Annotated in this window: 9 protein-coding genes; 8 read left to right on the top strand and 1 reads right to left on the bottom strand. The window is 73.7% G+C overall.

The window, feature by feature from the left end; genetic code table 11:
* Positions 1 to 4: 4 nt before the first annotated feature.
* Positions 5 to 6,337: a protein kinase domain-containing protein gene (locus ACZ7G3_RS22205; RefSeq protein WP_470927754.1), complete on the bottom strand. Its 6,333-nt coding sequence runs from the start codon at positions 6,335 to 6,337 to the stop codon at positions 5 to 7.
* A gap of 222 nt (positions 6,338 to 6,559) precedes the next feature.
* Here ACZ7G3_RS22205 and ACZ7G3_RS22200 point away from each other — a divergent pair, with 222 nt between their 5' ends.
* The 8 genes from ACZ7G3_RS22200 (at position 6,560) to ACZ7G3_RS22165 (ending at position 21,949) form a co-directional block, all read left to right on the top strand.
* Positions 6,560 to 10,438 carry a sigma-70 family RNA polymerase sigma factor gene (locus ACZ7G3_RS22200; RefSeq protein ID WP_470927752.1) on the top strand — a complete coding sequence of 1,293 codons (3,879 nt, stop codon included), beginning with the start codon at positions 6,560 to 6,562 and terminating at the stop codon, positions 10,436 to 10,438.
* A 65-nt stretch (positions 10,439 to 10,503) separates the two neighbouring features.
* Positions 10,504 to 13,686, top strand: a complete 3,183-nt coding sequence (locus ACZ7G3_RS22195; RefSeq protein WP_470927750.1) for a helicase-related protein — start codon at positions 10,504 to 10,506, stop codon at positions 13,684 to 13,686.
* Positions 13,683 to 15,557 carry a DrmB family protein gene (drmB, locus tag ACZ7G3_RS22190; RefSeq protein ID WP_470927748.1) on the top strand — a complete coding sequence of 625 codons (1,875 nt, stop codon included), beginning with the start codon at positions 13,683 to 13,685 and terminating at the stop codon, positions 15,555 to 15,557. Before ACZ7G3_RS22195 ends, drmB begins: the two co-directional genes overlap by 4 nt.
* Positions 15,554 to 16,639, top strand: coding sequence for a DEAD/DEAH box helicase (locus ACZ7G3_RS22185; protein WP_470927746.1), 1,086 nt, complete (start codon positions 15,554 to 15,556; stop codon positions 16,637 to 16,639). Before drmB ends, ACZ7G3_RS22185 begins: the two co-directional genes overlap by 4 nt.
* A gap of 88 nt (positions 16,640 to 16,727) precedes the next feature.
* Entirely contained in the window at positions 16,728 to 17,339 is a 612-nt protein-coding gene (locus ACZ7G3_RS22180) for a GNAT family N-acetyltransferase (protein WP_470927744.1), read from the top strand.
* 81 nt (positions 17,340 to 17,420) lie between these two features.
* Positions 17,421 to 18,926: an ABC transporter substrate-binding protein gene (locus ACZ7G3_RS22175; RefSeq protein ID WP_470927742.1), complete on the top strand. Its 1,506-nt coding sequence runs from the start codon at positions 17,421 to 17,423 to the stop codon at positions 18,924 to 18,926.
* A gap of 3 nt (positions 18,927 to 18,929) precedes the next feature.
* Positions 18,930 to 20,720, top strand: coding sequence for an ABC transporter permease subunit (locus tag ACZ7G3_RS22170; RefSeq protein ID WP_470927740.1), 1,791 nt, complete (start codon positions 18,930 to 18,932; stop codon positions 20,718 to 20,720).
* Positions 20,717 to 21,949 (top strand): MDR family MFS transporter, encoded by a 1,233-nt coding sequence (locus tag ACZ7G3_RS22165; RefSeq protein ID WP_470927738.1) that lies wholly within the window; start codon positions 20,717 to 20,719, stop codon positions 21,947 to 21,949. Before ACZ7G3_RS22170 ends, ACZ7G3_RS22165 begins: the two co-directional genes overlap by 4 nt.
* Positions 21,950 to 21,989 lie beyond the last annotated feature (40 nt).

Raw genomic sequence — 21,989 nt, 5'->3', positions numbered from 1 at the left:
GCGGTCAGTTGGCGGTGGGCGAGCCGAAGCAGTCGGCGTAGGACCCGGCGAGCGCGTCCCAGTCGCCGCCGGGGTGGAAGCGGACGTACTCCCAGCCGGCGTCGAGAAGGCGTTCCTCGGCGTCCTCGTCGCGCAGGGCGGTCCGCTCCGTGTCGGGAAGGTCGACGAAGACGGCCAGGCGCAGGCCCGGTTGCCGGTAGACGTAGTCGGGTGAGGCGTTGGCCTCGGTGAGGAAGGTGCCCGTCTCCGTCGGCAGGTTCAGGCCCTTCGCCTTCACCCAGCCCAGGAAGTCGCCCTGCTCCGCCAGCTCCGCCGCGGCCGAGGCCTCCACCACGGTCGGCGCGGCCGGCGACGCGGTGGTCCGGGCGACCAGCCGGCGGTACTGCTCCGACCGCGACTCCCCACGCGCCTCACGTGTCGCCGTCGCCGACGCGAAGCGGACCAGGAGCGCGGCCACCGTGTGGCGGTTGATGCGGGCGTGGTCGAGCTGGTTGCCGTACGTCAGCAGGCACTCGTAGCAGCCGAGGGCGCAGGCGCGGTCGCCGCGGTGGGCCTCGTCGCCCTCGTCCGTGCCGTCGGCGGCGAAGTGGCAGATCTCCAGGGCGCGGCGGGCCGCCTTGGCCACGGCGTCGTTCTCCGCCTGGAGGCGGCGCAGGACGCCCGCGCCGCCCTCCGCGGCCTCCATGAACAGCATGCGGCGGCGCGGACCGTCGTCCGGCGGGAGCAGCTCGGCCGTCAGCTCGGCGTCCTCCAGCTCGAACGCCGCCTCGATGCCCCGCTCCAGCGCGTACATCAGCGTCAGCGCGACCGGCTCGGGCAGCGCCTCGTCGAGGGTGACGACGAGGATGTTGCGGCGGTCCTCCACGAAGGGGATGACCCGCTTCTTGCGGCGCCGCTCGTTGCCGTCCGAGTCGATGACCGGCAGCTCGCTGGAGTCACCGGAGGCCTCCGAGGCGTCCTTGTCGTTCATCCAGCGGCCGTCGGCCAGGTCGAGCCAGTAGCCCTGCGGCTCGTCCTTCTTGGCGCGCACCCGGCCGGTGTTCGTGATGCGGACGGTCGCGGAGTCGCCGTAGGCGATCTCGGCGAGCTGCCCGCCCGCCGCGTCGGCGACCGTGGCGTTGAGGCGGCCCTTGCGCGCGCCGTGGTCGTGGAAGCGGTACGACGTCTCCAGCCTGAAGCCGGCGCGGCGCCGCTCCTCCTCGTCCGAGGAGATCCGCTCGCGGCGGGTGGTGTACACCGTGTGCAGGTGGAGGAGGCCGTACGTCGCCGAGCTCAGCGGTTCGTCGCAGAAGCCGCAGCGGTCCTCGCGCTCCTTGGGATCGTGGTGGTAGCCGCAGTGGGCGCAGCGGCGGGCCTCGCCCGTCGTCAGTTCGCCGGAGGAGTCCGGCGGCAGCTGGATGCGGGTGACCTGGTAGCGGGCGCCCTCGTGGTAGATGAGCGAGCCGGGGCCGAACTCGCGGATGGCGAGGAAACGGGGCCGCTGGAGGTAGTCGCCGTCGCCGCGGCGGCGGCCGATCGTCGGGATGTACGCGGCCAGCGGCAGGCGCGGGAAGCTGTAGCCGGGCAGGAAGCCCTCGGAGGCCAGGTAGCGGTACGGGTTGAAGTCCGAGAGGACCGACTTGCTGTCGACGCTCTCGTTCATCAGCAGGTTCAGCTGTGTCTCCGCCTCGCGGCGCCGCGAGTTGGCGCGGTTGCGGTCGCCCTCCGTGAGGCTGTAGTCCAGACGGCGCTTGTTCTGCACGTACTGGTCGTCGAGCGCGGCGCGGAACAGGCTGCGCCAGCGGTCGAAGGCGTGGTCGAAGCGCTCGGGGACCGTGCGCACCTTGTCCTGGATCCAGTCGTCGTGCCACCAGGTGGTGTCGACGAAGTCGGGGAGGAGCGGGCCGAGGACGCGCAGGGCCGCGTCGACCGTGCGGCGCTGGGCTCCGTCGTCGTACGAGGCGGCCTGGATCTCGGGGAGCAGTTCCAGGGCCGGGTCGGGGCGGTCGCCGGTGTCCGGGTGGGAGACGTCCAGCACTTCGGGGATGGCGCGGCCCAGGCGCAGGCCCGCCTCGGCGATCCAGATGCCCTGGAGGTGGGAGAGGACCAGGTCCTCGTTGGCGAGGTCCAGGCGGGGCGGGGCGACCGCGCCCGCGACCATGCGGTGCGAGCGGCGGAAGTAGTACTGGTCGTGGCTGTTGCCCGTCGCGCAGTACGTCGTGACCAGCGCGGGCTGGCCGCTGCGGCCGGCGCGGCCGGAACGCTGGGCGTAGTTGGCGGGCGTCGGCGGCACGTTGCGCATCATCACCGCGTTCAGCGAGGAGATGTCGACGCCCAGCTCCATCGTGGGGGAGCAGTACAGGAGCTTCAGTTCGGCCTTGCGGAAGGCCTCCTCGCGCTTCTCCCGGTCCTCCGGAGCGACCTGCGCGGTGTGCTCGCGGGCGAACAGGCCGGACAGCGCGTCGGCGGTCTCCCGGTACAGCTTGAGGAAGAAGGTGTTGATGCGGGGGCCGTCGCCGCTCTGGTAGGTGCGGGTGAGCGGGTCGTGGGCGCCCGACTCGCCCTTGCCGGCCCGCCAGACGAGGGACTGGGCCGCCACCCGGTAACCGGTCGTCGCCGGGCCGGAAGCCCGCCGGTAGCGGCCCGGGCGCTGCGGGGCGGTCTCGACCTCCTTCACCAGGCCCGCCTTGGTGAGGACCGTCAGCAGCTGCGCGATGATCAGCTGGAGGTCGTCCTGGTCCAGCTCCGCGAAGGCGCCGTCCGCACGCCTCAGGTACTTGCCGTACTTGCCGCGCGCCGACAGGAAGAGGCTGGAGCGGTCGGCACCCGGGCGGGACGGGTGCGGGTACGCCGTGCCGACCCGCGGCTTGTCACCGGAGGACAGCACCCACGGGTCCACCAGGCGCTCCTCGGTGGCCCGTTGCAGCGACTCGAAGGTGTCGTCGCGGAAGTACGACACGTCGATCGCCAGCGAGCGGCGCATCTCGTTGAGCAACGCCTTGACGATCTCCGCGCGCAGCGCCGGGTCGGCGTCCCGCAGCGCCGGGTGGCCGGCCTCCCAGCGGTCCTGCTTGCCGGCCACCCAGTGCAGATCCTCGTAGTCGATCTCCAGCAGGCCCGTCTGCTCCAGGTTCGGCATGGTGATGCGCCAGCCGCGCTCCAGGTCCAGGTAGAGCCGGAAGGCGACCACGTCGCGCAGCGTGCGGGCCGCGTTGCGGGCCAGGCCGGGGGAGAGCTCCGTGTCGCCGGTGTAGTCGGCGGGGGCGAGCGCGAGGGCGTTCGTGACGGCGGAGGCGAGCTCCTCGTGGTGCAGGCCGTCCTCGCCCGCGTCCAGTGCCGCCCGGTACAGCGCCCCGCGCAACTGGGTGATCTGCACGAAGTCGTTGAAGTGGCCGGCCTGGAGGGAGGCGTCCTGCCGGTTGTCGACGAAGGTGAGGAGCTTGCGTGCCTCCTTGTCCAGGGCCTCCTCCGGCACCGACTTCAGCGACCGCACGATCGAGGCCGAGACCAGGGAGGTCGCCGAGGACCGGCCCTCCTGGTCCAGCGTGGCGAGCTTGGCGAAGTCCTTGCCGCGCGTCTGCTCGTACGCCACCCCGCAGTGCAGGCAGAAGAGGAAGGGGGACGGGACGAACGCGGCCTTGAGGCCGCTCTGACCCGCCTGGAGCTCCCGGCCGTACGGGTCCACGGTGACCGCGCGCGGTACCCGGTCGCGGTAGGTTCGCTTGACGACCTCCTGACCTCGGTCGTCCACCTCGAGCCAGGACTCGGGCAGCCGGCGGTCGTCGACGGCGTACTGCACGTTCGACGGCCACTCCCGCTCGTGGTCGACGTAGAGGTAGCCGTCGCCCTGCCGGCCGCCGGTGGCCGAGGTGTCGCGGCGGGCCTCGTAGCGGACCGCGCCGTCCTGCTCGGTGCGCCACACCGTCAGGTACTCCTGCCCGCACTCCCGGCAGAAGGCCAGCGGCATCAGCAACTTGCCGTCACTGCCGGGCTGTTCGAGCTGGTATGAGCGGGTGAGGTGGCGGGAGTGCTTGTCCTCCAGGGTGACGTACACGGTGTCACCCTTGGAGAGGAACTGGTGCAGCCGGAACGCGAACAGCGGGCGTTCGGTCACCGGGTGGAGGGCCTGTGAACCGGCCTCGAGCGTGGCGCGGATGGCGGCGACGCAGTCGCTCTCGGGCACGCCCGACCGCTCGCTCAGCTCCTTCGCCGCGATCTCGATCTTGGCCGGCCGCTGCCGCACCAGGCGGCCCGACTCCTGGTCCTCGACCAGACCGAAACGGCCCTCGATCCAGCGGGCCAGCGGGTCGCGGACGAGGTCGTCGTACGCGCGCGGGGCGGCCGGGGAGGTGAGGCGCTCGGCCGGCACGGTCTCCGGCACGTCCCCGGTGGCGCGGACCAGGGTCTCGCCGATGACGTGTTCGGGGCGTACCCGCGTGCCGAACAGGGTGCTCGCCACCTCGGCGACCACCTGGCGCTGGTCCTCCAGGGTCCCCTCGGTCGACATGGTCGCCGAGGTGCCGATGCACTGCAGGTCCGCCGCCTGGCAGGCCTCGCGGACACGGCGGATGAGCAGGGCCACGTCGGCGCCCTGACGGCCGCGGTAGGTGTGGAGCTCGTCGAAGACCAGGTACTCCAGGCCCCGTGCCATCCGGATCAGGCTCGCCCGGTCGGCGGGGCGGGTGAGCATCAGCTCCAGCATCACGTAGTTGGTGAGCAGGATGTCCGGCGGGTTGTCGCGGATCTCCCGGCGCTTCTCGTCGTCCTCCTGGCCCGTGTAGCGGGCGAAGGTGACCGGCTCCCTGCCGGCGCCGTACCCGTCGCGCAGGTACTTCTCCAGCTCGCGCAGCTGGCTGTTGGCGAGCGCGTTCATCGGGTAGACGATGATCGCCCGCACGCGCCCCGGGGCGTCGGGGCCCTCCTCGTCCCGCTCGCGCAGCACCTTGTCGACGATCGGGACGATGTAGGAGAGCGACTTGCCCGAGCCGGTGCCGGTCGTCAGGACGTACGAGGCTCCCGAGGCGGCCGCGTCGATGGCGTCGCGCTGGTGGCGGTGGAGGGTGAGGGGGCGTCCGTCGCAGACGGTGCCTCCCTCGGTCTTCTTCGCCTGGAAGATGCGGGCGCACTCGGCGTGCAGCACCTTCTCCTGGGCGAGTTCGACCACGGTGCCGCCGCCCTGGAAGAACGGGTTGAGCGACAGCCAGGGGTCGGGCCACTGCGACTTGGCGTCGAGGTCCTTCTCCACGAAGCCGGCGATGCGGTCGTCACGGATGACGGTGCCGCCCTCGGTGAAGGAGCGGTAGTCCTTGATGAGTGCCTTGTGGACGCCGAAGACGTCCATGACCGCGCCGGGGGACGCCGTCTGCGCGGTGGCCTCCTCCTGGTCGGCCGGGGCCGCGGACGCCGGGGCCGGCGCGGCCTCGCGCAGGGGCGCCGTAGGGTCGAGCGCGCTCCAGTGCGGCAGCAGGCCCTCGGCCTCGGACACGGCGAGCGGCAGCAGCGCGTCCCGCACGGTCACCGCGTCGGCGGGGCGGTCGGCGGGGTCCTTGGCCAGCAGGCGCTCCACGAGCCGGGCGAGTTCCACGGGGATCTCGGCGCGGATCACCCGGACGGGAGCGGGCTGCTGGTTGACGTGCCGGTCGGCCAGCTCGTACGCGGACTCACTGGCGAACGGCGGAACACCGACCAGCATCTCGTACAGCACGCAGCCCAGGGCGTAGAGGTCGGCGGCCTGCGTCACCTGCTTGGCCAGGCACTGCTCGGGCGCCATGTAGCGGGCGGTGCCCACGCTGACGCCGGTGCTGGTCAGCCGGGTCTGGTCCGGGTCGTCGACGATGCTGCCCATGCCGAAGTCCAGGACCTTGACCGTGCCGCCCTGCGTGAGCATCACGTTGGCGGGCTTCAGGTCGCGGTGCACGATGCCCGCGGCGTGCGCGGTGGCGAGCCCGGCGGCGATCTGGGCGCCGATGGCCGCGGCCCAGGAGACCGGCAACTGCGCCTCCTCCTCGACGAGGTCGCGCAGGGTCTCGCCGTCCAGGAACTCCATGGCCAGGTAGGGCAGGCCCCCGGGGGTGCCGGGGTCCTCGTCGATGCCGCCGGCCACCAGCCGGGTGAGGTTGGGATGCAGCAGCCGGCGCATGATCCGCACCTCGCGGTTGAACCGCTGCACGGCCTTCGCGTCCCCGCCGGTGTCGATCCGCGTGCCGGTGCGGCGGCGCAGGATCGTCTTGACGGCGACGGTGCGCTCCGACGACCCCTCCGGGGCGTGCAGGTCCTCCGCCTGGTGGACCTCCCCCATGTTGCCCCTGCCGATGACGCGTCCGACGCGGAATCTGCCGTCGACCAGCCCGTGGCTCACTGCCGCTCCTTCGCCCCTCGCCCGCGTTCCCGCGCCGCATGATCGCGCGGATCCACTGGAACGCCCCAAGATCTGGCGACGCCCCCGTTCACTGTGGCAGAGAGCCGAGTGCGCCAGCGCCCACCGTACACGAACTGCCCCGCGTGCGACAGGAGTTCCTCTGTTGACATCATCAACGCATTGAGTCTAGCGTTCCCTGTGAAAGGTTGGGGGGTGCACGCAATGACTCAGCCGGTTGCCGCCGGGAACGGGTCGTCCGGCCTGCGCGCGGCCGTCGCGGAGCTGCTCGTGCGGCTCCGGCACGCGGCCGTGGACGGAGTCGTCCCGGAACTCGTCTTCGACGAGAACGTACGGACGCTCGCGCTGGGGGACGGCGAGCGGGAGCGGTTGCGTCACGAGCTGGCCCGGCTGGGGCTGCCCGTGCGGGACTTGCACGTGCACACAGAAGGCGACGGCCGAGACCGTGAAAAGGTTGCACACAATCGTGGAGAGAACGTGATGCCCCGGCTGCGCCCTGTGCGGAACCTGCTCGCCCGGTACGCGGACGCCGACGGCTATGTCACCTCCCGTGTCCTGGACGGTGTGGTCCGGCTTGCCGGGCTCGACGCGCGCGAGGCGGCGCAGCTGCGCGAAGGGGCGCTGGTGCGGGGCCCGGAGGGGGCGCCGGGCGAGGTGCCGTCCGGCGGGGACGGGCAGGGAGAGTCCATACCGTCCGGCACGTCGCCGGACTCGGCCGCTTCCGTCGATCCGGACCCGCAGGAGGCGCAGGAGGCGCAGGAGGCGGGAGACGGCCTCGCGGCGGACGCGACGCCTGCCGACCTCGCCGCAGCGCTGGCCGCCGCCCACGCCGTACTCGAAGTCGACCGGCGCGAGCGACGACCGGGCAGCCGGCTGCTGAGTGCGCAGGCCGAGGTGGGACTGGCCGTCATGGTGCGGGGCGGGGCGGAGGAGATCGCGCGCGAACCGGACGAGGAAGAACTGAAGGCGTTGCCGCCCGACGACCTCAGGATCCGAGCCCGTGACTGCCTTGTCGTGCACAATCAGCGGCTCGTGCGTTCCCTGGTCCGGCCGTACCTGGAACAGGGCCTCGACTACGACGACCTGCTCCAGCACGGCTTTCTCGGTCTGCTGAGGGCCGCCCGCAAGTTCGACCCCACCAAGGGGTTCAAGTTCTCCACCTACGCCACCTGGTGGATCCGGCAGGCCATCACCCGGGCCATCGCCGACGAGGGCGCGCTGATCCGGATCCCGGTCCACATGCACGAGCAGATGCGCAAGGTGGCCCGGGCGGAACGGAACCTGGCGGGTCAGGGCCGCCCGGCGACCGCTGCCGACGTGGCGGTGGCGTGCGACATGACCCTGCAGAAGGTGGAGGAGATCCGTCGCCTCACGCGCCGTACCGACTCCCTCGACCGTGTCATCGGCGACGGCGCGACCCTGGCGGACTTCGTGGCCGAGACGCATCTCCTGCCGTCGGTCGACACGCAGGTGATCGGTGCCCTGCACGTCGCGGAGCTGCTGGCAGTGGTGGACACGTTCACCGAGCGGGAGGCGCGCATCCTCGTGCGGCGGCTCGGGCTGGACGGGGACGAACCCTCGACGCTGGACGATCTCGGACGCGAGTTCGGCGTCACACGGGAACGCATCCGGCAGATCGAGGCCAAGGTGCGGCCCGTGCTGCGGGAGCGCGTGCGCACGGCGGGCCTCGTCGGCCTGGACGCCGTGTGCGAGAAGGCCGAGCATGCGGCGGAGCAGGCGGCCGAGGCCAAGAGGGCGGAGCGGTTCGCCCGCGCCACCCACGCGGCCCGGACCGCCCGGGCCCGGCTCGCACTCCGCAAGGCCAGGGCCGAGCGCCTCGCCCGGGCCGCCTGGGAGCAGGAGCAGCAGCAGGAGCAGGAGAACGGGCAGGTGGCTGCGGCTTCGGTGCGGACCGCGGTGGCGGGGGAGCGGGAGGAAAACGGTGACGCGCCGATCGCCGACGCCGTAGCGGAGCGGGAGCCCGCGGGGACGGACATCTCCGGGGACAGCGCAGTGGACGAGGCGGTCGTGGACGTCGGCGAGGCCGTTGACACCGGGGCTTCGAACGTGGTCGCCGCCGACTGGGAGCACGCCCGTCGGCTGGCGCGAGCACCCGTTGACCAGATCTCGTGGCTCGTGGAATACACGCGGACAGCGGTCGGGGACGCCGGTCTTGCCGTGTTGTCGGGGCGGCCGGCCACCGCTGCGGTGGCGCGGCACGTCCGGGACGGCGCGCCGCTCCCGCGGCCGGTGCTGACGGCACTGGAAGTGCTGCGACGCGTCTTCGACGCGGTAGCGGTCGTCGAGCGGCGGCCGGAGGACTTCCTGGACCGTCCGGCCGAGGCGCTGCGCGGGGCGACACCCCGTGCGTACCTCGCGGACAGCCCTCTGGTGAACGGCGAGTCGCGACTGGCCGTGCGCGATGCCCTGCGGGAGTTCCTCGCCGCCGCCACTCCGGGTGCGGAGCCGGAGGCCTCGACGGAAGGCCGGGAGGCGGAGCAGAAGGCGGCGGGTCTGGCCGAGGACCGGACACTGGAGCAGGAGCAGGAGCAGGAGCAGGAGCAGGAGCAGGAGCAGGAGCAGGAGCAGGAGCAGGAGCAGGAGCAGCCGAAGCCGGAAGAGGAACCGCAGGAGACGGAACGCCCGGCCGGGACGACGCCGCAGACCACCGCCGACTGGGACAAGGCCCGGACACTGACGCAGCCGCCCATGGGCGGGGGAGTGGCCTGGCTCGCCGAGTACGCGCTGCTGGCCCTGGGGCATCTGCAACTGTCGGTGCTGCTCGGGTCGTCCGCCACGGATTCCGTGGTGCGGGCCGCCCGGCAGCGCGGGATGCTCGACCGTCCCGTGGTCGAGGCCCTCGAAGTGCTCAAGGAGGTCTTCGACACCGTCAAGCGCTGGGAACTGAGGCCCGAGCACTTCTTCGAGCGGCCCGCCGACGCGCTGGCCGGGGCGACACCTCGGGCGTACCTTGCCACGAAGCCCCTGGTGCGTGCCGCCTCGCGCCTCGTCGTCCGTGACGCCCTGCGGGAGTTCGTCGCGGCACGCCCCGTGCGGAAGGAGCCCGCGCCCGCGATGGCGAGCAGCGGCGAGGGTGTCAGTACGTCTGAGGGCAGCACGGCCGGCGCAGAGGGTGAGCCGCTGACACCGGTCTCCGTGGAGGCCGCTCCGGTCGAGGAGCCGCCGGTCGTCGCCGCCGAGCAGCCGCCGGTCGTCGCCGCCGAGCAGCCGCCGGTCGTCGACGCCGAGGAGCTGCTCGCCGCGGCGCGGGCCCGGCACCAGGCGGAACTCGCCCTGCTGGCGCGGGAGCACGAGCGCCGGCTGAGCGAGGTGCGCGGCGCCGCCGACGAGCGGGTCGCGGCCGTCCGGGCGGAGGCCGAACGCCGGCTCGACGCGCTCGAAGCGGAGCTGCTGCACCGTACGGACCGGGCCCTGGACCGGCGCGAGAGGCATGTCCGGCACCGGGCCGAGGAGTACCTCGCGCACCTCAAGGAACAGCACCGCGAGGCGTACGCGGCGTTGCTGCGCAGGGCCGAACGCGCCGAGGAGGCCGGCCTGCGGACGACCGCCGCCGAGGAGCGGGCGCACGAGCTGGAGCAGAGGCTGTACGAGTACCGCGAGGGCTCCGAGGCCCGCATCGCAGAACTGGAGTCACGGCTGAGGGCGGCTCAGGCGGCCGCCGCCGACCGCGAAAGTGCCGCCGATGAGCGCGTCGCGGAGCTGGAGGCCAGGGTGCGCACGGCGGGGGAAGCCGCCGCCGAGCGGGAGCGGGCCGCGGCGTCGGCCCGGGAGGAACACCGCCAGGATGTGCGGGTGCGGGTCGCCGAGATGGAGGCACGGCTGCGGGAGGCCGAGGCCGCCGTCGCCCAGCGGGACCTGTTCGTCGAGGCGGCCCGCCGAAGCGCCGAGGAGACCGAGCAGCAGGCGGCACAGCGCATCGCGCAGAGTGAGCACGACGCCTGGCTCCGCATCACCGATCTGCAGACGCGGCTCAGCGCCGTCCAGGCGGAACTGGCCGCCGCGCAGGAAGCGGCGGCCGCACAGAGCCGCACCTCCCTCCGGGACCGCTGGCGCCGCTCATGAGTCACGCCTCCGCCGCACCCGCCAGTCCGCCCGAGTACGTCACGGCCCCGACCACCAGGAACACCATGGACCCCCGACATGAACTCGTCGCCTACCTCCGACGGCAGCTCGTCGGCCCGGTCGCCGGCGAGCACGAGACGCTCGACGCCCCGCCCGACCGGCAGTACCTCATGGGCACCCTGTACCCGCAGGAGGCCGACCTCCAGCGCCAGCTGGACGTGGCCGCCGAGGAGCTGGAGGGCGCCGGGACCGAGGGGCGTGCCGAGGACACCGCGCCCGCCACCGACCCGGTTCCCGAGTCCAACTCCTGGCTGCCCTCCTCCCTCGGGTTCAGCTTCTACACCGACGCGGACACCGTGGAGATCGAATGCTCCGCCGCCCGCTACGAGACCCGCGCCCGCACCGGTGAGCGCGGCCGGAACTGGCAGCGGGTCCCGCTGCCCGCCGAGACGCACCGGCTCGCCCCGGGACAGGATCACGTCACGGTTCTGGACGGACGCGCCGAACTCCGCGTCCGCCGACGCGTCTTCGGGACCGGCCGACTCGTCACGGTCGCCCTGGTCAACGCCGCCGCGCACGAACCCGACCTCGGCAAGGCCGCCCACTGGGACCGGATGCTGTTCCAGGTGGAGCTGCGCGCCCGGCCCGTGGACGGCAGGGTGCTCCAGTACCCGAGCGTCCGCCTGGCCAGCCGCGACCCGGAGGAGCAGGAACTCCGCCTCCAGTACCGGCACGTCCGCACACACGCCGTCGGCCACGGATGCGCCGTCGCGGAACGGTACGACGACGCCGGCGAACAGGTGACCGAGCTGAGCGCCGCCGTCATGCCGGAGGCCGAGGTCACCGGCGTACGGGCCGCGGGGCTCAGTGGCTCACCGGTGCTCGATCTCCGCCACCTCGCCGATCCCGCCGTACCGGTCGAGCAACTCCGGGAGGAACTGGCCGAGTTCGCGGCCGACTACCGGGCGTGGTACGTCGGACAGCTGAACGCGGACGTGCCCGGGTGGGGGCGCGAGGCCGCCACCCGCGTCCTCGACCGCATCGGCACCGCCGTCACCCGCATCGAGTCGGGCGTCCGCACCCTCTGCGACCCGCGCCGCCCCGAACTGCTGCACGCCTTCCGCGCCGCCAACCGTGCCATGGCTCTGCAGATGCGCCACTCCGCACCCGACCTCGCCGGCACCCGGCGCTCCCGCGGGGAAGCCGCACCCCTCGATCCGGAGCCGTACCCGGGAGCCACCTGGCGCCCCTTCCAGCTGGCGTTCTTCCTGCTCGCCGTGGACGGCACGGCCGACCCCCGGCACGCGGACCGGGACGTGACGGACCTGATCTGGTTCCCGACCGGCGGTGGCAAGACCGAGGCGTATCTGCTGCTGGCCGCCTTCACGATGGTGCTGCGCCGGGGACGGCCGGACGGCGGGGGCACGGCCGTGCTCAGCCGCTACACCCTCAGCCTCCTCACCACCCAGCAGTTCCAGCGCGCCGCCGGCACCGTCTGCGCCCTGGAGACGCTGCGCCGCGCGGACCCGGCGGCGTACGGCGAGGAGCCGTTCTCCATCGGTCTGTGGGTGGGCGAGACCACCACCCCGAACACGTACGACAAGGCCCGCACCACCTTCGAGAACATCCGCCAGGCCGCCCAGCCCGACGACGTCTTCATCCTCGACCGCTGCCCGTGGTGCGGCACCCGCATCCTGCCCGCCCACAAGTCGCCCGACATCGGCGACTACGGCGTGCGCGCCACGGCCGACTCCTTCGCCTTCTTCTGCCCGCGCCAGGAGTGCGTCTTCCACGACGAACTGCCCGTCGCCGTCGTGGACGAGCACCTCTACGACCGGCCGCCGACGTTCGTCCTCGGGACCGTGGACAAGTTCGCCCGGCTCGCCTGGGAACCGCGCGCGGGCCGCCTGTTCGGCGCGAGGAGTGGGGGCGGCGCGAAGAGTGAGGGCGGCGCGGACAGTGCGGGCAGGACGGACGGCGCCGGCAACCTGCCGCCGTCGCTCGTCATCCAGGACGAGCTGCACCTGCTCACCGGCCCGCTCGGCACCACCGTCGGCCTGTACGAGTCCGCCGTCCTCGGCCTGTGCGCCGGCCCCGACGGCACCGGACCGAAGGTGGTGGCGTCCACGGCGACCATCCGCCGCTCCGGGGAGCAGGTCCGCGCCCTGTACGGCGGAGGCGTCCAGCTCTTCCCGCCGGCCGGACTCGACGCCCGCCACTCCTACTTCGCGGAACCCGACACCTCCAAGCCCGGCCGCCGCTACCTCGGAGTCATGGCCCAGGGCCATACGGCGGGCCGCGCCGCCGTCGCCACCGCCGCCGCCCTGCTCCAAGGGGCGTGGGAGCTGCCCGAGGAACACCGGGACGCCTACTGGACCCTGGTCGCCTACCACCACAGCCTGCGCGAGCTCGGCCGCACGGTCACGGCCGCCGCCGACGACATCCCCGCCCAGCTCGCCGGACTCGACACGGGCAGCGGAGTACGGCCGTTGGCGGACAACCAGGTGCAGGAGCTGACCAGCAACCTTCCGCGTGCCGAGCAGCCCGTCCTGCTGGACCGGCTGGAGAAGGACTGGGACGACCCGCAGTCGGTGTCCTTCCTGCCCTGCACGAACATGCTGTCCGTGGGGGTCGACGTCAAGCGGCTCGCGCTGATGCTGATGCAGGGGCAGCCCAAGACGACCGCCGAGTACATCCAGGCCACCAGCCGGGTCGGCCGGCACACCGTGCCCGGCCTCGTCGTGACCTTCTTCAACGCCACCCGGCCCAGGGACCGTTCGCACTACGAGACCTTCGACGTGTACCACCGGTCCCTGTACCGGCACGTCGAACCGACCAGCGTCACCCCCTGGTCCGTGCCCTCCCGGCGGCGCGCCCTGCACGCCGCACTGGTCGTCCTCGTACGCCACCGGCTCGGGCTCGCCGCCGAGAACCAGGCCGGGCAGGTCCTGGACCGCCTCCCCGACCTGGAGGCCCTCGCCGAGGAGCTGGCCGCGCGGGCCGAGGCGGCCGACCCGGCCGCCGGTGACGCCGTCCGCAAGGAGATCGCGGGACTGATCGCCGACTGGGAGGACGCGGCGCGCGAGGCCCGCAAGGACGGCCGCGAGCTGTACTACCGCAGCCAGGGCAAGGGCCAGTCCAACCTGATCAAGAGCTTCGAGCAGAACTACGGCCTGTGGGAGACACCGAACTCCATGCGCAACGTGGACCGGGAATGCCAGGTGACGGTGAAGGGAGCCGACCTGTGAGCCGCACACTGCGGGTACGCCAGTCGCAGACGGTGGTGCCGTTCGGCGTCGGAGCCGTCTTCGACATCCAGGGCGAGTCCTTCGTCGCCACCGGCATCGGGGACTGGCCGGCCAGGGGCAGGCAGAAGCTGGAGTCCCCGCGTCTCGCCTCCCGGCTGGGCGTCACCGGTTTCTACGCCGCACCGGCGACCGCGAACGACCGCTTCGACGTACCCGACGCGCCCGGAGCGCCGTACATCCGCTTCCCGTCCTGGCTGTTCTGCGGCTCCTGCCGCCGGATGAAACGCTGGCGGATCGCCGACGAGAAGCCCGGGCAGCCGCCGCGCTGCCCGTCCTGCTCGCCGGCGCGGACGCTGGCGCCCATGCGGTTCGTGCAGATCTGCCAGGCCGGGCACCTCAGCGACGTCGACTGGTGGTTCTGGGCCCACTCGCGGCGCGACGCCGGGGAACGACGACGGTGCGAGGAGCGCGACAGACTGCGCTTCCTCGTCTCCGAGCGGGCCTCCGGCCTCGAAGCGCTCTCCGTCACCTGCACCGCCAAGGGCTGCGGCGCGTCCCGGGACCTGCTCGACATCCTCGGCACGCACGGCATGCGCTGCTCCGGCCGCAACCCGTGGCAGCGGGCGAACGAGCGGACGGAGTGCCCCCGGCCCGTACAGATCGTGCAGCGCACGGCCGGTAACCTGTACTACCCGATCGTCCACTCGGCACTCGACATCCCCGAGTCCGACGTACCGGCGGACCACGGCGACGAGGGCCTGGCGGCCAAGGTGCGGGAACACGATCTGTGGGTGTCGCTGTGCCGGGTGGCCGCCACGCCGCGCGCGGGGGTGTTCCGGACGATGATCCAGGAGGACACCGGCGCCGACGACGCCCTCATGGACGCGCTGCTCGCCGAGGAGACGGGGCAGCCCGTGCCCCCGCCAGGCGCCTCCGCGGGCACCTCGGCGTCCGACGCGCAGGCCGCGCCCGCCCGCCCCGACCTCAGCCGCGAGGAGTGGGCCGCCTTCACCGCGCCCGTCCCGCCCGCGACCCGGGACTTCGCGTTGCGGGAGACCACCCTCGGCCTGGCCGGGGAGAGCGCCGACCCGTGGGCCGCGCTCGGCCGCCGCTTCGGCAGGGTCGTCCTCGCCGACCGGCTCCGCGAGGTCCGCGCCCTGTCCGGTTTCACCCGGGTCTCCCCGGACGCCACCGCCGTACCGGCCGACACCGCCCGCCGTCTCAAGTGGCTGCCGGCCGTGGAGGTGTTCGGCGAGGGCCTCTTCCTCACCCTGGACCGGGCCGGACTCGCGAGCTGGGAGGCGGACGCGGACGTACGCAAGCGCGTCGCCGGCATGCGGACCGACCTGGCCCGCTCCTTCCAACGGGACCGCCTGGAGGCCCTGACCGGCCCGGAACTCGCCCCCCGCTTCGTCCTCCTCCACACGCTCGCGCACCTGCTGATCCGCCAGCTCTCCTTCGAGTCCGGATACACCACCGCGAGCCTGCGGGAGCGCGTGTACGCCCGCCCCGAGCAGGACCAGTACGGCATCCTCGTCTACACCGCGGCAGGCGACGCCGAAGGCACCCTCGGCGGGCTGGTCCGCCAGGGCGAGCCTCCGCGACTTGCGGAAACACTCCTGCGCATGACGGAGGCCGCCGCCTGGTGCTCGGCCGACCCGCTCTGCGCCGAGCACACCGGCCAGGGCTTCGGCAACCTCAACCGCGCCGCCTGCCACGCCTGCGCCCTGCTGCCCGAGACCAGCTGCGAAACCGGCAACACCCTCCTGGACCGCGCCCTCGTCGTCGGCGGCGAGCACGTACCCGGATACCTGGAGCCCATCGTCACCGCCGCACGCGCGGCCGCCGCCGACGCACTGGAGGAGACGTGACCCTCACCTACCTCGACCTCACCCCCGAACAACGGGCCGGCCTCGACGCCCTGCCCTTCGACGGCAACCATCTGATCAGCGGCCCGCCGGGCAGCGGCAAGAGCCTGCTGGCGGCACAGCGGGCCCTCATGCTCGCCCTCACCGGCACCCCGGTCGCCGTGCTCACCCGTTCCAACCTGCTGCGCCAGTCGCTGGCCGCGACGGTCCACGCCCTGGGCACCGCCGACCGCGGCGTACGCGTCACGACCGCCCACGCCTGGCTCGCCGAGTGGCACGGCGGCAAGGCCCCGCGCAGCGACGACGGCTGGTACGACTGGCACGCGCTGTACGAGCGGGCCGCCGACACCGGCCCGATCCCCGGCCTCACCCTGGTCGTCGACGAGGGCCAGGACCTGCCGCCCGAGTTCTACCTGCTCTGCCGGATGCTCGGGGCCCGTACGACGGTCTACGCGGACGAGTGCCAGCGCCTCACCGACACCCACTCCACCCTCGCCGAGATCGCCCGGAACCTCGGCCGCTGCGCCCGGCACGAGCTCGACGGCAACCACCGCAACACCGAGCAGATCGCGTCCTTCGCCGCCCACTTCCACACGGGCGCCGGCGCACCGGCCCTGCCCGCCCGGCAGGGGCCGCCGCCGCGACTGCACCGCTTCCACGAGCGCGGCGCCGCGGACCTGCTGGCACTGCTGGCGGAGCGGCACCCGAAGGACACCATCGGCGTCGTCGTGGGTTCCAGGCACACCCAGTTCTCGCTGCTCGGCAGCCTGACCCGCCGAGCGCCACGACTGAAGCCCCAGCTGTACACGTCCGAGGCGAAGGGCGGCCAGTACCGCAACCTCGACCTCGGCCGCCCGGGCATCGTCATCGTCCACCGGGCCAGCGCCAAGGGGCTCGGTTTCGACACGGTCGTGATCCCCGACACCCACACGGACGCGGCCGGCGACCCCTCCGCGGCCGCCCTGCGCATGACGTACTACGTCCTGGCGACCAGGGCCCGGCGCGAGCTCCACCTCGGATACGAAGGGGAGTCGGAGCCTCCGCTGCTGGCCCAGGTGGGCAGGGGCGAGTTGATGCGTGGCTGAGGGAGCGGTCGGAGGGCGGGGGTGGGGGAGGGCGACGACCCGAGGGGCATGTTGATCAGCGGATTCCGTTAATGCGTACCATGTGCAAGTGCGCAGCAGTGACTACAGCCTCAGGACAGCCACCCCCGCCGACCTCGACGGTGCCCGAGCCGTCATGCTCGACACCGTCTACCGCGACTTCGGCACGGGCTACGTCCCGCGCTGGCACGGCGACATCGTCGACCCGGCCGGCGCGTACCTCGCGTCGGAGCGGCACACCCTCCTCGTCGCGGTCGACGGGACCGGCGAGGTCGTCGCCACCGGCGCCCTCGACTCCCGCGGTCCCGTACACCCGCCGAACCCGCGCCACGTCGCCGAGCGCTACCCCTCCGGCGTGACCGCGCAGCTGCGCCGCGTGTACGTCCGGCCCGAGCACCGTCGGCGCGGGCTGGCGCGGCGACTCGTCGACGAACTGCTCGCGTTCGCCGTCGCGGACGGCGGGTACCGGGCCGTCTACCTGCACACCGACCCGGCCGTCACCGGCGCCGAGCCGTTCTGGCGGTCGCTCGCCAAGGTGGTGCACGACGAGCGTGAGGACGCGGGCGGCGGGCAGGGGATCGTGCACTTCGACGTGCCGATGGAGCGAGGATCGGCGGAGCGAGGCCCGGCGGAGCGAGGGCTGGTGGAACCAGAGGTGGCGGAACCAGGGGCGGCAGGGTAATGGAAACGGTTGCCATGTAGGCTCCTGCTCGCCGCCGCCTTCGCCCGACCCGCTCCCGCACACCCGATCGATCCGAGGACCATGCGCTCCCACCGCCGCTCCCGGCTGCTCGCCCCTCTCCTGCTCATACCGCTGATATCCAGTTGCTTTGCCTCGGGCGGCGACGACTCCGGCTCCGGCTCCGGCGACGACGCCGACGGCTCCCGCCTCCGCGTGGCCCTCGCCTTCCCGCCCGCCGAGAACCTCTCCCCCTACGGCGCCGACGCCACCCTCCTCAGCCGCCTCGCCGTCACCGAGGGCCTCACCGCCCTCGACGCCAACGGCTCCGCCGCCCCCGCGCTCGCCGAGTCCTGGCGGCGGGACGGCGAGAAGACCTGGGAGTTCACCCTCCGCGACGCCACCTTCCAGGACGGCACCGACGTCACCCCGGCCGCCGTCGCCGACTCCCTCACCCACGCCACCGACGCCGAGCCCGCGCCCGCCGCCCTGGCCGGCGTCACCCTCACCGCCGAGGCCGGAGGGGAACGGACGGTGCGGATCACGACCTCCGCGCCCGACCCCGTACTGCCGCTGCGGCTCTCCAGCCCCAGCCTCGCCGTGCTGTCCGCCAAGGCCTACGCCGACAAGAACCGCGTCGACCCCGTCGGCACCGCCACCGGCCCCTTCGAGCTGACCAAGGTCAACGGCGCCACCTCCGCCTCCCTCGACCGGTTCGACGAGTACTGGGGCGGCCGCGCCCAGGCCTCCGGCATCGACGCCCGCTTCATCGCCGACGGCACCGCCCGCGCCAACGCGCTGCGGACCGGCGAGCTCGACATCGCCGAGGCCGTCCCCGTCTCCCAGGCGGCGACCCTCGACAAGGACACCCGGCGCGACACCGCCACCACCCGCACGACCAGCCTGCTCCTCAACGCCTCGTCCGGGCCCTTCGAGGACGCCGGGCTGCGGGCCGCCGCCCGCGCAGCCGTCGACACCCCGGTGTTCGCCAAGGACGTGTACGAGGGGTACGCCGACCCCGGTGCCGGCATCTACGGGCCCGCCGTGACCTGGGCCGAGGGGAAGCGGACCGCGCCCGTCGGACGCGCGGCCGCCGCGAAGCCCGGCGGCGACACCATCGACCTCGCCACCTACGACAACCGGCCCGAGCTGCCCGAGGTCGCCCAGGTGGTCAAGCAGCAGCTGGAGAAGGCCGGCTTCAAGGTGAAGCTCACCGTCCGCGAGTACTCGCGGCTGGAGGGCGACGCGCTGGAGGGGAAGTTCGACGCGTTCGTGCTGGCCCGGAACACCCTCCTCGACACCGGCGACCCCGTCGCCGTCCTCGCCAGCGACTACACCTGCGACGGCGGCTTCAACATCGCCCAGCTGTGCGACAAGGACGTCGACGCGGCCGTGGCCGAGGCGGAGAAGATCGCCGACACCGCGAAGCGGCAGGACGCCGCCATGGCCGCCGAGGCCCGCATCCTCGGCAGCGACGCCGTCGTGCCGCTCGTGCACCAGCGGATCATCACCGGCGTCGCCGACTCCGTACAGGGCGTGATCCTCGACCCGTACGAGCGCACCCTCGTCGGCACCGGCACGCGGCGCTGAGCCGTGCGGCAGCAGGTGGCCACCGCGGTGTGGCGGGTCGTCCTCGCGGCGGGCCTCGTGTGCGGGATCGGGCTGCTGCCGTGGCTCACGCGGACCGATCCGGCGTACACCGTCCTCAAGGCACGCTCGGCCGAGCGTGAGCCGACGCCCGAAGTGCTCGCGGACGTCCGGGAGCAGCTCGGACTCGACGGGGGCCCGCTGCACGTGCTCACGCGGTGGCTCGGCGGGCTGCCGCGCGGTGACGCGGGGCAGTCGTGGATCTCCGGGGGCGACGTCCTGCCCGACGTGCTCCAGGCGCTCGGGGCCTCCCTGCTGCTCATGACCGCCGCGCTCCTCGTCGCCGCCGTCACCGCCGGACTCATCTGCGCCCGCACCCTGCGGCTGGGCGCCCGGCGGCGGCTCGGCGGGCGCCGGCGGGGCGGCACCGCGTCCGCCGTGATCGCCTCCCTGCCCGAGTTCCTCGTCGCGTCCGTGCTCGCCACCGTCGTCGGGGTGCAGCTGGGCTGGCTGCCCGCGCTGGGGTGGTACGGGCTCCAGTGGACGATCCTGCCCGCACTCGCCCTCGGGCTGCCCGCCGGGGCCGTGCTCGGGCGGCTGCTCGACGACCTGCTGCCCGGCGCGTTCGGTGAGCCGTGGGCACTGGCCGCCGCCGCCCGGGGACTGACCGGGCGGCGCATCGCACGGCAGGCGCTGCGGCGGTGCGTGCCCGCGCTGCTGCCCAACCTCGGGCTGTTCGTCGTCGGCCTCACCGGCGGTGCCGTCGCCGTCGAGCAGGTCTTCGACATCCCCGGCCTGGGCCGCACCACCCTCCAGGCCGCCCTCGCCCAGGACCTCCCCGTCCTCCAGGCCGGCACCCTCGCCCTCGTCCTGCTCGCCGCGCTCGCCACCGGTGCCACCCGCGTCGCCGCCCACCTGCTCACCGGGCCCGCCCTGCGCGACGGCGCCCTGTCCTCCCTGCACCGGCCCGCCCCACCCGCCGGCGGGCTGCTGCCCCTCCTCTACGGGGCCGTCCTGCTCGCCGTCATCGGGCTCGGCCTGACCCGTGATCCGCTCGCCCTCACCACGGGGGAGCGGCTGCGGGCACCCTCCCTCGAACACCCCTTCGGCACCGACGCCCTCGGCCGCGACCTGCTCGCCCGCGTCGGTCACGGCGCCCTGGACACCCTGCTCCTCGCCTCCGCCATCAGCGCCGCCGCGCTACTCGCGGGCGTACTCCTCGGGCTCGTACCCCGGGTGTCCGCGCCGCTCGTCGACACCGTCAACGCCGTACCGCCCGTACTCGCCGCCCTCCTCGTCACCGCCGTCGCGGGCAGCGGGGCGGCCACGCCCGCGCTCGCCGTGGGGGCCGTGGCCTGGGCGCCGCTCGCCGCCCACACCTCGGCGCTGCTGCGCCAGGAACGCGCCACCCTGCACATCACGGCCACCCGTGGCCTGGGCGCCGGGCGCTGGTACCTGCTGCGGCGCGAACTGCTGCCCGCCGTCCTGCCGCCCGTCCTGCGCCACGCCCTGCTGCGGCTGCCCGGTGTCGCCCTCGCGCTCGCCTCGCTCGGCTTCCTCGGCCTGGGCGCCCAGCCGCCGTCCCCCGAGTGGGGCCTGCTCCTCGCCGAGAACCAGCCCTACGCCGAGCGCGCCCCCTGGGCCGTCCTCGCCCCCGCCGCCGTCCTCGCCCTGCTCGGCGCGCTGGCCGTCACCGCCGCGGGCGGCCTGCGTCCCCCTCGGTGGCGAGCTCGTCGTACGGAATCCGTCGTCAGCCGGCGGCCCGCCGCCCAGAAGGAACCGACCGCACTCCGATGATCTCCACTTCCACCGGCCGGCGCGTGGGGGCGGCCGGCCGCGGCGCCCCGCTCTCCCCGCTGCTCCGGCTGCTCATCCTCACCCAACTCGCCTTCAACATCGGCTTCTTCGCGGTCCTGCCCTTCCTCTCCGAGCATCTCGGCGGGGCCATCGGCATGGCGGGGTGGCTGGTCGGGTTCGTGCTCGGGCTGCGCACCTTCAGCCAGCAGGGGCTGTTCGTGGTCGGCGGGGCGCTGGCCGACCGGTACGGCATCCGGCCCGTCGTGCTCGCCGGATGCGTGCTGCGGATCGCCGGGTTCGCGTGGCTCGGGTTCGCCGAACGGACCTGGGCGGTCGTCGGGGCGGTGCTGCTGATCGGGTTCGCCGCCGCGCTCTTCTCGCCGGCCGTCGAGTCCGAGGTCGCCCGGCAGGCCGTCGTCTGGGAGGAGGAGGGCGGCGGGGACCGGACCAGGGTGCTCGCGCTGTTCACCGTCGCCGGGCAGGCGGGGGCCTTCGTCGGACCGCTGCTGGGCGCCCTGCTGCTGGCCGTCGACTTCCGTACCGCGTGCCTCGCCGGGGCCGGCGTCTTCGTGCTCGTCCTCGCCGGGCACGCGTGGCTGCTGCCGCAGCGCATACCCGGGCGGACCCAGGTCCGGGTCAAGGGCGGGGCGCGGCTGCTGCTGCGCAACCGGCGCTTCCTCGCGCTGTGCTGCGCGTACGGCGCCTATCTGCTCGCCTACAACCAGCTCTACCTGGCGCTGCCCGCCGAGGTGGAGCGGGCCGCCGGTTCACAGGCGCCGCTGGCCTGGATGTTCGCGCTGTCCTCGCTGCTGGTGGTGACCGCGCAGCTGCCGGTGACCCGGTGGGCGGGGGCGCGGCTGGCGCCACGCCGGTCGATGGTGGCGGGGCTGGCGCTGATCGCGGCCGGCTTCGCCGTCGTCGCGCTGGCGCGGCCCGCCGGGTGGACGGGGACGGGCGGACTGGTGCCGGCCGCCGGGTTCGTCGTCCTCCTCACCCTCGGGCAGATGCTGGTCGCGCCCGTCGCCCGCGCCTGGGTGCCGGACCTCGCCGAGGAGGGGCGGCTCGGGCTGTACACGGGGGCGCTGTCCTCGGTCTCCGGGCTCATCGTGCTGGCCGGCAGCTCCGCGACCGGCCTGCTGCTGGACAGCGGGCTGCCGGCCGCCGTGCCGTGGCTCGTCCTGGCCGCCGTACCACTGGCGGCGGTGGGGTTGCTGCCCCGGCGGCGCTGAGTCCTTCGGCACGCCGGTACGCGGGCGCTCCCTCGCCCGT

The sequence above is a fragment of the Streptomyces sp. NPDC037271 genome, assembly GCF_055603605.1.
This window is presented reverse-complemented; position numbering and strand designations above follow the sequence as displayed.

Bases quoted from the DNA above. Each gene is read 5' to 3' on its own strand.
- ACZ7G3_RS22200 (WP_470927752.1), top strand. From the start codon at position 6,560: ATGACTCAGCCGGTTGCCGCCGGGAACGGGTCGTCCGGCCTGCGCGCG.
- ACZ7G3_RS22195 (WP_470927750.1), top strand. From the start codon at position 10,504: ATGGACCCCCGACATGAACTCGTCGCCTACCTCCGACGGCAGCTCGTC.
- ACZ7G3_RS22175 (WP_470927742.1), top strand. From the start codon at position 17,421: ATGCGCTCCCACCGCCGCTCCCGGCTGCTCGCCCCTCTCCTGCTCATA.
- ACZ7G3_RS22165 (WP_470927738.1), top strand. From the start codon at position 20,717: ATGATCTCCACTTCCACCGGCCGGCGCGTGGGGGCGGCCGGCCGCGGC.